The sequence below is a fragment of the Dactylosporangium sp. CA-092794 genome, assembly GCF_050948465.1.
In the GTDB taxonomy this organism is placed as follows: domain Bacteria; phylum Actinomycetota; class Actinomycetes; order Mycobacteriales; family Micromonosporaceae; genus Dactylosporangium.
The window spans coordinates 1604179-1619451 of record NZ_CP192044.1 but is presented as its reverse complement, the minus strand read 5'-3'; the positions used below and the strand labels follow the sequence as shown (position 1 = coordinate 1619451).

The 15273-nt window shown below is 73.6% G+C and carries 9 protein-coding genes and 1 riboswitch; of the genes, 5 read left to right on the top strand and 4 right to left on the bottom strand.

Going from position 1 to position 15273, the window contains the following annotated elements:
• Positions 1-59 precede the first annotated feature (59 nt).
• Positions 60-142, top strand: a riboswitch (ZMP/ZTP riboswitch).
• A gap of 25 nt (positions 143-167) precedes the next feature.
• A complete protein-coding gene (glyA, locus tag ACQPXD_RS07075; protein ID WP_432835979.1) occupies positions 168-1430 on the top strand; it encodes a serine hydroxymethyltransferase in 1263 nt (420 codons plus the stop codon).
• 113 nt (positions 1431-1543) lie between these two features.
• Here glyA and ACQPXD_RS07070 read toward each other — a convergent pair whose 3' ends face one another.
• The gene (locus tag ACQPXD_RS07070) at positions 1544-6298 is read right to left on the bottom strand and encodes a hypothetical protein (RefSeq protein WP_432835977.1); all 4755 of its coding nucleotides are present in this window, start codon (positions 6296-6298) and stop codon (positions 1544-1546) included.
• A gap of 271 nt (positions 6299-6569) precedes the next feature.
• On the opposite strand from ACQPXD_RS07070, the gene ACQPXD_RS07065 reads away from it, so the two are divergent.
• Positions 6570-6998, top strand: a complete 429-nt coding sequence (locus tag ACQPXD_RS07065) for a PH domain-containing protein (RefSeq protein WP_432835975.1) — start codon at positions 6570-6572, stop codon at positions 6996-6998.
• Positions 6999-7270: 272 nt separating this feature from the next.
• On the opposite strand, the gene ACQPXD_RS07060 is transcribed toward ACQPXD_RS07065, so the two are convergent.
• Entirely contained in the window at positions 7271-8188 is a 918-nt protein-coding gene (locus ACQPXD_RS07060) for a 2-hydroxyacid dehydrogenase (protein ID WP_432835973.1), read from the bottom strand.
• Between the two features lie 73 nt (positions 8189-8261).
• Between ACQPXD_RS07060 and ACQPXD_RS07055 the strand changes: the two genes are divergently transcribed.
• Together ACQPXD_RS07055 and ACQPXD_RS07050 are read left to right on the top strand one after the other, a co-directional pair.
• A complete protein-coding gene (locus ACQPXD_RS07055) occupies positions 8262-9449 on the top strand; it encodes a PQQ-dependent sugar dehydrogenase (protein ID WP_432835971.1) in 1188 nt (395 codons plus the stop codon).
• A complete protein-coding gene (locus ACQPXD_RS07050) occupies positions 9446-11098 on the top strand; it encodes a metallophosphoesterase family protein (protein WP_432835970.1) in 1653 nt (550 codons plus the stop codon). The genes ACQPXD_RS07055 and ACQPXD_RS07050 overlap by 4 nt, the downstream gene beginning before the upstream one ends.
• 928 nt (positions 11099-12026) lie before the next feature.
• Here ACQPXD_RS07050 and gatB read toward each other — a convergent pair.
• Positions 12027-13523 (bottom strand): Asp-tRNA(Asn)/Glu-tRNA(Gln) amidotransferase subunit GatB, encoded by a 1497-nt coding sequence (gene gatB, locus ACQPXD_RS07045; RefSeq protein ID WP_432835969.1) that lies wholly within the window; start codon positions 13521-13523, stop codon positions 12027-12029.
• A gap of 58 nt (positions 13524-13581) precedes the next feature.
• Between gatB and ACQPXD_RS07040 the strand changes: the two genes are divergently transcribed.
• Positions 13582-13758: a DUF4236 domain-containing protein gene (locus ACQPXD_RS07040; RefSeq protein ID WP_432835968.1), complete on the top strand. Its 177-nt coding sequence runs from the start codon at positions 13582-13584 to the stop codon at positions 13756-13758.
• A 39-nt stretch (positions 13759-13797) separates the two neighbouring features.
• Here the strand turns inward: ACQPXD_RS07040 and gatA are convergent, their stop codons facing one another.
• Positions 13798-15273: an Asp-tRNA(Asn)/Glu-tRNA(Gln) amidotransferase subunit GatA gene (gene gatA / locus ACQPXD_RS07035; protein ID WP_432835967.1), complete on the bottom strand. Its 1476-nt coding sequence runs from the start codon at positions 15271-15273 to the stop codon at positions 13798-13800.

Here is a 15273-nt window from a genome sequence, read left to right as displayed (position 1 = left end):
GCCATTTCCGGTGGCCGGTTCCACTACCAGCCGCCCGGTTCCACTACCATCGGCGGCGTCATCTGCGACTGGCGCACACAAGGTGGAACCGACCACCGGGGAGCTCCCAAGGAATCCGGCACCGCGCGCCTGGGTGCCCGATCGTGGCATCTGCCAGGAGGAAGCGCATGCACGTCCCAGCCCTGACCGCACTCACCGAGGCCGACCCGCAGCTGGCCGCCCTGATCGAGGGCGAGGCCGAGCGGCAGCACGACACGCTGCGGATGATCGCCTCGGAGAACTACGTCTCCCAGGCCGTGCTCGAAGCGACCGGCACGGTCCTGACCAACAAGTACTCCGAGGGCTACGCCGGCAAGCGGTACTACGAGGGCCAGCGGTTCATCGACCCGATCGAGGAGCTGGCGGTCGCCCGGGCCAAGTCGGTGTTCGGCGTCGAGCACGCCAACGTCCAGCCGTATTCGGGTTCGCCGGCCAACCTGGCCGTGTACATGGCCCTGGCCAAGCCGGGCGACACCGTCATGGGCATGGCGCTGCCGATGGGCGGCCACCTCACCCACGGCTGGAACGTCTCGGCCACCGGCGCGTGGTTCCGCGCCGTGCAGTACACCGTCCGCCGCGAGGACGGCCGGATCGACTTCGACGAGGTCCGCGACATCGCCCTGCGGGAGCGCCCGAAGCTCATCTTCTCCGGCGGCACCGCCATCCCGCGCACCATCGACTTCCCGCGCTTCGCCGAGATCGCCCGCGAGGTCGACGCCGTCCTGGTCGCCGACATCGCCCACATCGCCGGCCTGATCGCCGGCGGCGCCCACCCGTCCCCGGTCGGCCACGCCGAGGTCATCTCGACCACGACGCACAAGACCTTGCGCGGCCCCCGCGGCGCGATGCTCATGTCCGACGAGCGGCACGCCAAGGCCGTCGACAAGGCGGTGTTCCCCGGTTTGCAGGGCGGCCCGCACAACCACACCACGGCGGGCATCGCGGTGGCCCTGGGCGAGGCGTCGACGCCGCAGTTCAAGGCATACGCCCACCAGATCGTCGCCAACGCCAAGGCCCTGGCCGCCGCCCTCATCGACCGCGGCTTCGACCTGGTCTCGGGCGGCACCGACAACCACCTGATCCTGCTGGACCTGACCGGCAAGGGCATCGGCGGCAAGCCGGCCGCGAAGGCCCTCGACCGCGCCGGCATCGAGACCAACTACAACACGGTGCCGTACGACACCCGCAAGCCCTTCGACCCGTCCGGCGTCCGCCTGGGCACCCCCGCCCTCACCACCCGCGGCCTCACCGAGGCCCAGATGCCCCAGGTAGCCGACTGGATCTCCCGCGCCGTCGACGCCGCCCTCAAGGACGACGAACCGTCCCTGGACACCATCGCCGGCGAGGTCCGCGAACTACTCTCGTCGTACCCGATGGCCGGCTGGCGCTAGCCTCGCCGTTCCGACAAAGGGCGCCCGCCACAGCGGGCGCCCTTTCCGTTGGTCCCTACTTTCCGGCGTTTCTTTGGTCTCTGCTGTTCTCTCTTCCGCGCGGTTTCCCCTGGTCACTTGCGCCGGAGGAACCGCCGCGACCGCTCAGCCTTGGGCTCCTCATCCAGATTCAGCTCAAGCGGCGCGAGATCGTCGAACGCCCCCGCATCATGCTTGCGCTGCTCGGGAATCCGCTCCGGCTCACTATTGCTGCGCCGGTCCCGGACCTCCGGCTCCTGGTCCGGCCCCGCAACAGGCTCACCACCCCACGCGGGCCGCTGCGGCACGGCGTCCCGGCTGGCCTGAGCCCGCTCCCACCGCGATTCGCGCCCACCGTCCCCCCAGCCACCACTCCGCCCCGCTCCGTCCTCCGCCTCCACGCCCGGACCCGACTGCCCGCCCGGACCCGACTGCCCGCCCGGACCCGCTTGCCCGCCCTGACCAGGCAGCGTGCCCCGCCCCGCCCCCGCGTCCCAGCGCCGCTCCGCTTCCGCGCGCGCCACCCCGCCGCCCAACCTCTCCGCGTCGCGGCCCGCCGCCCCGCCACCCGACCACTCCGCTTCACGGCCCGCCCCAGCACTCGACCGCTCCGCTTCCGCGCGGGCAGCCCCGGCGCCCGACCACTCCGCCTCGCGGGCCGCCGCCCCACCACTCGACCACTCCGCTTCACGGCCCGCCCCAGCACTCGACCGCTCCGCTTCCGCGCGGGCAGCCCCGGCGCCCGACCACTCCGCCTCGCGGGCCGCCCGACCACTCGACTGCTCCGCTTCCGCGCGGGCGACCCCGCCGCCCGACCACTCCGCTTCGCGGCCCACCCGACCACTCGACTGCTCGGCTTCCGCGCGGGCCGCTCCGGCGCCCGGTCTTTCCGCCGACCGGTCCCACCGGCTGGTCGGCTCGGTGGCCCAGCCGGCAGCGCCACCCTGCCCCGCCGGCTCCGCACCCGCCCCGACATCGCCGCTACCACGCTTGCCCGAGTCGCTCCCAGCGCCCTTGTTCCGCCCCCACCGGGACCGCTTCGGCTTCGCAACCTCCTCGACCGGCGCCGCCTTGCCCGAGGCCGGTCCAGGCGCATCCCACCACGGCTCCTCGTCAACCGCGCCCTGCGCCGGCAAGTTCGCCGCCCGCCCAGCCGCCTCCGACGACCCCGCCCACGCGTCCTCGCGCCCCGACCCAGCACCCGCCTCGGCACGTCCCCACTCGGCACCCGCGTCCGGACGCCCCGACCCAGCACCCGCATCCGCACGCCCCGGCCCGGCGGCCGCGCCCGCAATCAAGCCGGCGTCAGTGCCGGCCCCGGACGACCCGCGCCGCTCGCCCCGCCCCAGCGACCCGTCGCCGGCCGGCACCCGGGGCCACGCCTCCGTGCGCCCTTGCTCCCGCACCTCCGGCGCGCTCGGCCAAGCGTCGTCACGACCACCGCCAGCACCATCCGGACCGGCAACGCCCGATCCAGCCTCACCCACGCTCCCGCGCGCATCCGCCGGCGCCTCCTGCGCCCGATCCCGCCGCCGAATCGACCGCGCCGCCGGATCCGATTCCCAGGACCGCCGCAACTCCAGCGGCTTGGCCACAAGCTCGTGCGCCTCTCCGTCGAACAGGCTCCCACCCCACGAGGGCCGCTCCCCCGCACCCCGCTCCGCAGAGCCCCGCTCCCGCGCGCCCCGCTCACCCGCTAGCCGCTCACCCGCTAGCCGCTCACCCGCTAGCCGCTCACTCGCCGTCCGCTCACTCGCCGTCCGCTCACTCGCCGTCCGGTCGCTCGCCGTCCGGTCGCTCGCAGGCCGGTCGCTCGCAGGCCGGTCGGCCCCAAGCACGGGCTCCGTCGAACCACCCGCGCGGCCGCCCGCATCCGAGAAGAACGCGCTCGGCCGCCCCTGAACCGCCCCGGCCGCCGTATCGCCCGCGCTACGCCACTCGATCGACGCCGCGTCCGGCCGCCCAGACGCTCGCCGCTGACCACCGGCAACCGATTCGTCACCGCCGGCCCGATCCACACGCCCGAACGCGCCGTCCCGCGCGCCCGCGCCCCGCTCGAACGCCCTATCCGCCGACGCGGCGGCAGGCTCGGACGCCGAGCCCCCGCTCCAGGACGCCGCCGCCGGCTGTTCCGCCGCGGAACCGCCCCGCCACGACTCTCCCGCCCGCTCGGACGCCGAACGCTCCCACGACTCCGCCTGCCGCTCGGACCCGGCACCGTCCCGCCACGACTCCACCGACCGCCCGGACGCAGAGCCGTCCCTCCGCGATTCCGCCGGCTGCTCGGACGCGGTTCCGGCGCTACCGGACCAGGTACCCGCCTCATAGGTCACCGGAAAGTCGTCGGCCCCGCTGCTCCACCGGAACCGCTCCGCCGGGACGTCATCCGCAGCGCCGGACGCCGACGCCTCCGCGCGCGAACCACTGCCTGACGCGGACGCCCAAGAGTCGTCCCTCAAGCCGCCGTTCGCCGTCGGCGACCACGCATCGTTGCGCGCACTACCGCCGCCGGGCGTCCACGCGTCCTCGCGCGGGTCGTCGGCCGAAGCCGGCGGCCATGCGGGTCCGCGCGTGGTGTCGCCCGTGCTCGGCGACCACGCGGCGGGCGCGGCATCCTCGTCGCCGCGCCCGCGACCGGGCGCGGTCGCGCGGGTGGCCGGCGCATCGTAGGATGCGTCGGCTGAGGCGCTGCCCTCCGCCGCCCACGCCGCCAGTCGGCTGGCCGAGTCGTTGTCCCAGTTCCCGACCAGCTCCCGGGTCGACCGGGCCTCCCAGGACGCATCGGGGCCGCGATCCGCGCCCGCGCGGGCCTCAGAACTCGTATCGCGCGGCGACCCCGAACCACGACGCGAATCGTCGCCACCCAGCTGATCAGGTCGGAACGGGTCTCGCCGCGGGTCGGTGCGGTCGCCCCGGTCCGCGCCCAGGTCGGCCGGCCGGTCGCCACCAAGGTCATCGCGCGCCCGGTGTTCACGCGCGGAGGCGTCACCGAGCGGGTCGCCGCCAAGGTCGTCCCGTGCCCAGCGTTCGCGCACGGAGGCGTCACCGAGCGGGTCGGCACCGAAGTCGCCGCGAGACCACCCGTCGCCACCCGCGCCGCCGCGCCCGCGCGCAATTTCCGCCACGTCGCCACCCAGGCCCGCGCCGGCATCGCCGCGAGACCACCCGTCGCCACCCGCGCCGCCGCGCCCGCGCGCCGCCCCTGCCGCCTCGTCGCCGAAGGTGGTGCCGAAGTCGCCGCGCTCCCAGGACTCGGCTCCCAGGCCGCCGCGCCCGCGCGTGCCGGTCTGCGCGTCTTCGCGGCCGAAATCATCGCGGGCAAAACCGGTCGGCCCGACGGCGCCCCGGCGCAGGGAGCCGCGGTCGGAGGCGCCGCCGCCCAACGCGTCGTAATCGGAGCCGCCCCCGCGCAGCGAGTCACGCTCGGAAGCACCGCCACGCAGCGCGTCGTAATCGGAGCCGCCCCCGCGCAAGGAGCCGCGGTCGGACGCGCCGCCGCCCAACGCGTCGTAGTCGGAGCCGCCCCCGCGCAGCGAGTCACGCTCGGAAGCGCCGCCGCGCAGCGCGTCGTAGTTGGAAGCGCTACCGCGCGGGAAGTCGTAGTCAGAGGCGTCGGCGGGCAGGTCGTAGGCCGAGGCGTCGCCGGGCAGGAGGTCGTCGGCCGAGGCGTCGGCGGGCAAGGTGTCGTGGTCGAGGGCGTCGCCGCGGGTCTGAGCGCCGCGGGCCAGGCGGCCCAGGCGGGCTCTCATCGCGCCGCTGCCGGGGCGCCAGGTGGTGGGGGCGGACGCGTCCGCGGCGCCGCCGATGAGGGGCGGTGGGGCTTCCTCGCCGGCCGCGGCCGCGAAGGCGGCGTCGGTCGGTGAGGCCGTGCGGCCGGCGGACGGCGCGGAGGCCTCGCGGGCGAAGGTGCGCGGGAGCGACAGCGGCTCGGGCAGCTTGTTGCCGGCCGCGATGATCAGCAGGCGCTCCATGACGTGCAGATCCACGCGGTACGGCTCGGCGGCCAGCCAGCGGCCGGCGGCCTCGACCATCTCGTGGGCGTGGACCAGGTGCAGGTGCTCGCCGGGGGCGACGGAGATGACGAGGTCCCCGCTCACGTCGCCGCGCGAGGGGGCGACCACGAGGTAGCCGCGCACCGAGCCGCCAACCTCGGCCAGCTGCTCGCGCCACGTGTGGACCTCGGCGGCGAGGCCGTCGACGTCTTCCGAGCCCGGCACGAACAGGCGGCCCCCGCGCAGCACCTGACCCGCGGCGTCCATCGTGAACTCGCCGTGCGGCCACACCGTGGGCAGGAACAGCGCGACGCGGCGGCCGGCGGCGACGAGGTGGGTGCAGCCGCCCTCGCCGAGGGCGAAGAAGCGGGCGCTGGGGATCGCCTCGAGCTCCTTGAGGCGCGGGAGCTGGTCGTCCGGCTTGCCCCACCAGCGGCGGCCGCTCACCGACTCGTCGATGGCCAGGCGGGAGACCCGGCGCGCGTCGAGCAGCAGGGCGGACAGGAAGGCGCCGGCGAGCGGTACCACAAAAGCGAGATTGATGCCGAGGAACTTCAGCACGCCGAAGATGTCGAACCAGCTCTCCGGCAGGCGCCCGCGCGTGGCCGCGCCCCACGCGACCGCGCCCGCGATCACGGTGAGGATGGCGAACAGGGGGAACCCGCGCAGAGTGAGCACCACCACACCGGCGAGGGCGGCGATCGCGACCGCGCCCCACAGGACGCTCAGCGCCGTGATGCCCCAGCCGGCCACCGCGAGGGCGACCACGGTCGCCACGCACAGCAACACTCCCGCCACGATGCCGGTCGGGCGCACCCCGACCCGCCTGCTGCTCTTGACGCCGTCGGCCCACGTCACGGGCGCGTCGCGGCGGAATGCGGTGGTCAAGTCCTAGCCTCCCGCCACGGCCGGCAGCCGGCAAACTTCGACATATCTCCGCAGACCGTCCGGACAGACCCGCCGTCCGGGTGCGATCTCGTCAAACACGGCACCGAGCGTAACCCCGGCCGCCAGCGTGAGCGAGAGGCGGCCAGGCCGTCTCTCGGACACCAGTTCCCATCCCCCACGGCGCTCAGTATGCCTGTCCCACCGCGCGGAGGCAGTTCCTCGAAGGTGGGAGGATGGCTGGGTGAGCAACCAGGTCAAGGTCAAGTTCCGACGCAGCGCAGCCCTCGCCGTCGCGGCCGGCATCACCGTGATCGGCGCCGTTCCGCTGCTCGCCGAGAGCGCCTGGTTCTTTCCGGTACTCCTGGTGCCGCTCGCCGCCACCGTCTGGGCCTGGCGGGCGGGCACCGACGTGGATGCGCGCGGCTTCACGGTGCGGGCGCTGCTGGCCAGCCGCACCGTCCCGTGGACGGCGGTGGACGGCCTCGTCTCCGACGGCCGCACCGTGCAGGCCCGCCTCGCCAACGGCCACCTTGTGACCCTCGACGCAGTGCGCCCGGAGGACCTCCCCCGCGTCGTGCAGGCCAGCGGCCGCGACCTCGAGACCGACCGCCCGGCCGACAACCGCGCGGACGCGGAGGAGCCCGCGGAACCGGCCCGGCCCACCGCCTGACCCCGCCACGAACCGCCATTCCTGGGCGACGCACGGTCACAAGGGCGGGATGCGGGGCGCGGAAACAAAGCGGAAGTAATGCGGAAGTAATAGGGATCGGGCCGCGAAGCGGACACAGCGCGCGGAGGCGCCAAGCCGCCCACGAACGCGCCAGCGTGAAAGGACCACGCGCGGAAGCGCACGGACCGCGCGAAAGGCACTCCGGGAGCCCGCACCAGGGCGTCGCGCGGGAGCCGGGGCGCGGAAGCGCAGGCGCAGGCGCAGGCGCAAGGTCAGTAGCCGTCGGAGACCACGTTGTCGAGCGGCTCGCCCGCCAGGTAGCGGCGTAGCTGGTCGCCGACCAGGGAGTAGCCGCGGCGGAGCAGGCCCGGGACCGCGCTGGCGATGTGGGGTGTGATCAGGACGTTCGGCAGGTGCCACAGGGGATGGTCGGGCGGCAGCGGTTCCGGGTCGGTGACGTCGGTCGCGAAGCCGATCCGGCCGGTCAGGGCCTCGGCGGTCACGGCGGCGGTGTCCACGACCGGGCCGCGGGCGGCGTTGACCAGCAGGGCGCCGTCGGGCAGGCGGGCCAGGAAGCCGGCCGACGCCAGGCCCAGGGTGCCGGGCGTGAGCGGTACCAGCAGGATCACCACGTCGGCGGCGGGCAGCAGGTCCGGCAGCTCCTCGACCCCGTGGACGCCCGCGCGGGGGCGGCGGGCCACCCGGGTGACCGTCACGCCGAACGGCAGCAGCCGCGCCTGGACCGCGTGGCCGATCGAGCCCGCGCCGACGATCAGGACCCGCTTGCCGGCGAGCTCGCCGGTGCCGCGGTACGCCCACTCGCCCCGCTCCTGCGCCCGCACGAACAGCGGCAGGTCACGCACGTATGCCAGGACGGCCGCCACGACCCACTCGGCCACGGACGAGTCGTGCACGCCGCGCGCGTCGCACAGGGTCACCCCGGCGGGCAGCCGACCCGCGAACGCGTCCGCGCCCGCGCTGAGCAGCTGCACGACGTGCAGGTCGGGCATCCGCGCGGCCAGATCGGTGAGGCCGGGGCCGGACGGGATCGGGGGTACCCAGAAAACCACCCCGGACGGGTCGGAGGGCAGCTCGGCCACGGATTTCGCGACCTCGACCCGCACCCCCTCGCGCGGGAGCGGGCCCAGCAGTGGCAGCCCCGTGCCATGGGCGATCCAGATTTTGACCATGGGTCGATGATGCAGGCCGGGAAGTACCGTGGGAAAAGATGCCGGACTGTTCGGCAACGCTACTCTTGGCCGGGTGAGCGCCCGGACGCACCGATTCGCAGGCCGGCATGCCGGCCGGACTGTTGCCGCCCTCTGCGCGGCCGCGGTCGCCCTGGCCCTGGCGGGCTGCTCGTTCGGGCCGCCGCCGCCGGACGAGCTGGGGTCGCCGCCGAAGCTCTCGCCGTATCCGTCGCCGTCCGGCTCGGGGGGCAGCGACGACGGCGGCAACGAGGTGTCGGTGACGGTGCTCGCGAAGGGCCTGGCGGTGCCGTGGGGCATCGCGTTCCTGCCGGACGGGTCGGGGCTGGTCACCGAGCGCGACAGCAAGCGGCTGCTGAAGGTCGGCAAGGAGACGACGTCGGACGGGCTGCTCGTGGCGGAGCTGCAGAAGATCGACGCGGCGGTGCCCGGGGGCGAGGGCGGGCTGCTCGGCATCGCGGTTTCGCCGGAGTACGACACGGACAAAACAGTCTTCGTGTACTACACGACGCAGGAGGACAACCGGGTCTCGAAGCTCACGCTCGGGCAGCAGCCGACCCCGATCCTCACCGGCATCCCCAAGTCATCCGTGCACAACGGCGGGCAGATCCGCTTCGGCCCGGACGGCTTCCTCTACGTGGCCACCGGCGACGCGAGCAAGCCCGAGTCGGCGCAGGACCTCAGCAGCCTCGCCGGCAAGATCCTTCGCATCCAGCCCGACGGCAAGCCGGCGCCCGGTAACCCGTTCGGAACCGCCGTGTACAGCTACGGACATCGCAACGTGCAAGGGTTCGCCTGGGACGGGAACAAGCGGATGTACGCCGTCGAGTACGGCGCCAACGACTGGGATGAGCTCAACGTGATCGAGGCCGGCAAGGACTACGGCTGGCCCGCCGTAGAGGGCAAAGGTTCGGACCCGAAGTACACGAACCCGATCCAGGTATGGAAGACGGCCGACGCGTCGTGCTCCGGCCTGGCGTATCTGGACGGCTACCTGGTGGCCGCCTGCCTCAAGGGCGCCCGGCTGTACGTGATGCAGGTAACCGCGACCGGCGGCCTCCTCGGCGCGCCCACGCCGCTGCTGCAGGACGAGTACGGGCGCCTCCGCGCGGCCGCGGTCGCGCCGGACGGCAGTCTGTGGGTGTCGACGTCCAACAAGGACGGTCGCGGCGACCCGAAGCCCGACGACGACCGCCTCCTGCGCCTGGTCATCAGCAACGTCGGCGAGGCCGGCAAGAGTTGATCTCGCCCTTTTCCCGCCGTACCGCGCTGGCCGCCCGACGGGAGCGGCGCCGCGCGATCGTCATGGCCGCCGGGCGGCGCCACCACCCGCTCGGCGCCCGCGCGTCCGCGCCCGGGCACCCACGCCTGAGACGGGTCGCGCGCCTGCTGCTGGTGGTCGCGGTGGCCGTCATCGGCATGCTCATCGGCGTCCAGCTCGGCGGCACGACGACGCAGGACATCGGCCCCTTCCGCGCGCAGCTGTCGCTCACCCCGTCGTGGGTGGGCGACACGTCGGTGGAGATCCCGCCGCTGGGCTCGCTGGAGCTGGACAGCCACGACGGGCCCGCGCACCTGCGCATCCGGCTGGAGTCGCTGGACGAGACGCGCACCCGCGCGTTCGCCGCGAAGTCCGGCAACCTCGAGCAGATCAGCCACGACGCCGTCGACCAGCTCAACCTCGGCGTGCGACGGCTGGCGTTGCAGACCGCCGGCTGCGGCGTCCTCGGCGGCATGGCCCTGGTCCTGCTGGTGTTCCGCGCGCGCCGGGAGACCGCGATCGCGGGCCTCGTGGTCATCGGCGTCCTCGCGTCGACCGGCGCCGCGACGCTGCTGACCTTCAAGCCGGCGGCGATCCAGGAGCCGACCTACCGCGGCCTGCTCGTCAACGCCCCCGCCATCATCGGCGACGCGCAGCGCATCGCCAACCGCTACGAGGAGTACCGGGCGCAGCTGCAGAAGCTGGTGCTCAACGTCAGCAAGCTCTACGGCACGATTTCGGCGCTGCCGGTGTACGAGCCGAACACCAGCGCCACCAAGGTCCTCCACATCTCCGACATGCACCTCAACCCGGCCGCCTGGGGCGTGGTGCGCTCGGTCGCGGACCAGTTCAGCATCGACATGATCGTCGACACCGGCGACATCAACGACTGGGGCAGCGAGCCCGAGGCGTCGTACGTCAACGTCATCTCCGACCTGAAGGTCCCGTACATCTACATCCGCGGCAACCACGACTCGACGGTCACCGCGGCCGCGGTCGCGCGGCAGCCCAACGCGATCGTCCTCGACGACAACATCGCCACCGTCAAGGGCCTCACCTTCGCCGGCATCGGCGACCCGCGCTTCACCCCCGACAAGTCCACGGACGCGACCAACGAGGAGCAGCACCAGCAGGTCGTCGCCTCGGGCGACCTGCTCGCCGAGAAGATCCGCTCCAGCCCCAAGCCGGTCGACGTGGCGCTGGTCCACGACCCGGTCGCCGCGCAGGAGCTGGCCGGCGCGTGCCCCCTCGTCCTGGCCGGCCACCTGCACCAGCGCTCCGTGTCCCGCCTGGACGCGAAGCCGCCCGTGGCCGCCCCGGTCCCGTCGGCGTCGGGCTCGCCCGCCCCGAAGCCCCCCGCGCGGGAGCGCACCCTGCTGATGGTGGAGGGCTCCACGGGCGGCGCGGGCCTGCGCGGCCTCGAGCACGAGAAGCCCACGCCACTGGCGCTCTCCATCCTGTACTTCGACCAGGACCGCCACCTGTCGGCCTACGACGACATCACGGTCGGCGGCACGGGCCTGACCGAGGTGTCCCTGCAGCGGCACATCGTCCCCGAGGACACGAAGGCCCCGCCGACCCCGGAGCCGTCCACGCCCGCCCCCGCGCCGTCGCTGTCCCCCTCCTCCTAGCCCCGACGGAGACTTGCGGCACCTGCCGACCAAGCATCAGATGACTCGGGCCGCGTCACTTCCAGACCGTTGCTCCCGCCAGACACCGGGCCCGGCCTGCCCTGAACGGGCGCCCGGGCCCTGCCAGGTCCGCGGTGCCAAGCCCCCACCGCGCATCCGACACCGCAACCCGGCCGAGCACGACGCCTGCGCCGGCCCCCAGGAACGGGCTCCGCGACCCACCACCGTGCTGCGCGGGCGCGAGGTGGCCGATCGTTCGACCAGCCGGGCCACGACCGTTCGGCGGCGGGGACCATACCTGCCGGTGGAGGGCGACCGACGACGCACGCAGCCCGTCGAGGCCGCGCGGTGAGGGACGCCGCCGGCCGAACCCCAGCGCGCTCCGCACCGCAAGCCCCGCCGAGCACCATGCCGCCGGCGCCAGCCAGACCGCGGCGTGCTCCGCACCGATCGGCGCCCGACCACAACTCTCCGCGATCATGCGCGACCCGCCGCCGTTCACCGACTTTTTCGTGATCGCGGAGACAAAACGTACCTATCAGTACCAAAAGTCTCCACGATCATGAAAAACCGTGGTGTCGACAGCGATGAGCGCATGATCACGGAGACTTACGACCGGCCCACGAGCAGTCTTATGGTGACTTCAGCGGATATGTCGGCCGCCGGGGTATAAGTCCGAAAAGTCGTGGCGCGGAGCGCCCGACTTTTCGATTCGCTCTTGGCACCGCGGGCCTGGCAGGGAGGGCCGCCAGGCCCGAGTGGTGTCTGACGGGAGCAACGGTCGCGAGTTGCACGGACCGGAGTAATACGGAATTTCCGAAAATTCGGGTACGGCCACGGGTCGGTCCGCGGCGCGGACCGGCAACGCCGGCTCGGGGGCGGCCGGGCCGCCGCGAAACCACGCGGCGGCCTGGACGAACCCAGCCGGTCAGGCGGTCAGGCGGGCGATGATCAGTTCGCGGACCGTCTTCGCGTCGGCCTTGCCGCCGGTGGCCTTCATGACCGCGCCGACCAGGGCACCCGCGGCGGCCACCTTGCCGTCGCGGACCTTCGCGGCGATGTCCGGGTTGGCGGCGATCGCCTCGTCGACCGCGGCGGTCAGGGCGCCCTCGTCGGAGACGACCTCGAGGCCCCGGGCGGCCACGACCTGCGCCGGCGTGCCCTCCCCGGCGATGACGCCCTCCAGGACGACGCGGGCGAGCTTGTCGTTGATCTTGCCCGAGTCGACCAGGGACTGCAGCTCGGCGACGGCGGCGGGCGTGACGCCCAGGGCGTCGAGCTCGGTCTCCGTCTCGTTGGCGCGGCGGGCCAGCTCGCCCAGCCACCACTTGCGCGCGGAGGCGGCGGTGGCGCCGGCCTCGACCGTGGCGGAGATGAGCTCGACGGCGCCCGCGTTGACCACGGACTGCATGTCGAGGTCGGAGAAGGCCCAGTCGGCCTGCAGCCGGGCGCGGCGCACGCGCGGCAGCTCGGGCAGCGCGGCCTTGAGCTCGGCGACCCACTCGGCCGGCGGGGCCAGCGGGACCAGGTCGGGCTCGGGGAAGTAGCGGTAGTCGGTCGCGGTCTCCTTGCTGCGGCCCGAGGTGGTGTCGCCGGTCTCCTCGTGGAAGTGGCGGGTCTCCTGGATGATCTTGCCGCCCGACTCGAGCACGCCGGCCTGGCGGATGATCTCGGAGCGGACGGCGCGCTCGACGCTGCGCAGGGAGTTGACGTTCTTCGTCTCCGTGCGGGTGCCCCACGCCTCGCCCGTGCGGTTCAGCGACGTGTTGACGTCGCAGCGCAGCGAGCCCTGCTCCATGCGCACGTCCGAGACGTCGAGCGTGCGGATGACGTCGCGCAGCTCGGTGACGTAGGCGCGGGCGATCTCCGGCGCGCGGGCGCCCGTGCCGGGGACCGGCCTGGTGACGATCTCGACGAGCGGGATGCCGGCCCGGTTGTAGTCCACGAGGGACTCGGTCGCGCCGTGGATGCGCCCGGTCGCGCCGCCGACGTGGAGGGTCTTGCCGGTGTCCTCCTCGAGGTGGACGCGCTCGATGCCGATGCGCACCAGTTCGCCGTCGAGCTCCACGTCGAGGTAGCCGTCCACGCACAGCGGCTCGTCGTACTGGCTGATCTGGAAGTTCTTCGGCATGTCCGGGTAGAAGTAGTTCTTGCGCGCGAATCGGCCCCACGGCGCGATCGAGCAGTTCAGCGCGAGGCCGATGCGGATCGTCGCCTCGATCGCGGCGCGGTTGGCGACCGGCAGGGCGCCGGGCAGGCCGAGGCAGACCGGGCAGACCTGGGTGTTGGGCTCGGCGCCGAACGTGGTCGGGCAGCCGCAGAACATCTTGGTGTTGGTGCCGAGTTCGACGTGCGTCTCCAGGCCGATGACCGGCTCGAACCGGGCCACCGCCTCCTCGTAGGTCAGCTGCGTCACGGTGCTCATGATCTGCCTGCTTTCAGCCTCTGGTGTATCCATGCACGACATTGGGTATCAAGCGCCCATGCCGGTGCAGTTTCGAAAGAACAAGAAGTTCGGCCCGTTCATCTTCCACTTCACGCAGGAGGGTTTCTCCTCGTGGAGTTTCAAGCTCGGCCCCTGGTCGTGGAACTCCCGCAGCCGCAAGAACCGCGTCGACCTGCCCGGCCCGTTCTCCTGGCGGCAGGGCGGCCGCGGCTGAGCCGGTCCCCGGGGCCGGCGACGGCCCCGGGGTCACCGTCTACAGCGCGGGCGGCGTCAGCGGCGGCTGGGTGGACTCCAGCGCGGCCGCGACACGGTACATCCGGTCGTCCGCCATCGTCGGCGCCATGATCTGGAACCCGACCGGCAGCCCCTCCGACAGGCCGGCCGGCACCGAGATGGCCGGGCCGCCGTAGAGGTTCGACGGGATCGTGTAGAGGTCGGCGAGGTACATCTGGTACGGGTCCGACGTGCGCGAGCCGAGCGGGAACGCCACGAACGGCGTCGTCGGCGCGACGAGCACGTCGGCGGACTCGAAGGCGGCGGTGAAGTCGCGCGTGATCAGCGTGCGCACCTTCTGCGCCTGGCCGTAGTAGGCGTCGTAGTAGCCGGCGGACAGCGCATACGTGCCGATCATGATGCGCCGCTTCACCTCCGGGCCGAAGCCCGCGGCGCGGGTCAGCGACATGACCTCCTCGAGCGAGCGCTTGCCGTCGTCGCCGGTGCGCAGGCCATAGCGCACGCCGTCGAAGCGCGCCAGGTTGGAGGAGCACTCGCTGGGCGCGATCAGGTAGTACGCGGGCAGCGCGAACTTGAAGCTCGGGCAGGACACCTCGACGACCTCGGCGCCGAGCTTGACCAGGGCGTCGATCGACTCGCGGTAGGCCGCGGCGACGCCGGGCTCCGCGCCCTCTCCGGCGAACTCCTTCACCAGGCCGAGGCGCACGCCGCTCAGGTCGCCGGTGGCGCCGAGCCGCGCGGCCGCGACGACGTCGGGCACCGGCTGCGGGACCGACGTCGAGTCGCGCGGGTCGTGGCCGGCGATGACGGCGTGCAGCAGCGCGGCGTCCTCGACGGTGCGGCCGCACGGGCCGGGCGTGTCCAGCGACGAGGAGAAGGCGATGAGGCCGTACCGCGACGTGCCGCCGTAGGTCGGCTTCGCGCCCACGGTGCCGGTGACGGCGGCCGGCTGGCGGATCGAGCCGCCGGTGTCGGTCCCGATGGCCAGCGGCGCCTCGTAGGCGGCCAGCGCGGCCGCCGAGCCGCCGCCGGAGCCGCCCGGGATGCGCGAGGTGTCCCAGGGGTTGTACGTCGGGCCGTAGGCCGAATACTCGGTCGACGAACCCATCGCGAACTCGTCCATGTTGGTCTTGCCGAGCATGACCAGCCCGGCGGCGCGCAGCCGGCCGGTGATGGTCGCGTCGTAGGGCGGGCGCCAGCCCTCGAGGATCTTCGAGCCGGCGGTCGTCGGCACGCCGCGCGTGGCGATGACGTCCTTGACGCCGATCGGCACGCCGTCGAGCGGGCCGGCCGCCTCCCCGCGGGCGAGGCGCTCGTCGGCGGCCCGGGCGGCCTCCAGCGCGCCCTCGCGGTCGACGTGCAGGAAGGCGTGGACCTTGCCCTCGACGGCCTCGATGCGCTCGAGGTGCGCGGTGGCGACCTCGACGGCCGACACCTCCTTCGCGGCGAGGCGGCGGCCGAGCTCGGCCGCGGACAGCTTGATGAGGTCGGACAC

Bases quoted from the DNA above. Each gene is read 5' to 3' on its own strand.
- ACQPXD_RS07060 (WP_432835973.1), bottom strand. From the start codon at position 8,188: ATGGTCAAAATCTGGATCGCCCATGGCACGGGGCTGCCACTGCTGGGC.
- glyA (WP_432835979.1), top strand. From the start codon at position 168: ATGCACGTCCCAGCCCTGACCGCACTCACCGAGGCCGACCCGCAGCTG.
- ACQPXD_RS07040 (WP_432835968.1), top strand. From the start codon at position 13,582: ATGCCGGTGCAGTTTCGAAAGAACAAGAAGTTCGGCCCGTTCATCTTC.
- gatB (WP_432835969.1), bottom strand. From the start codon at position 13,523: ATGAGCACCGTGACGCAGCTGACCTACGAGGAGGCGGTGGCCCGGTTC.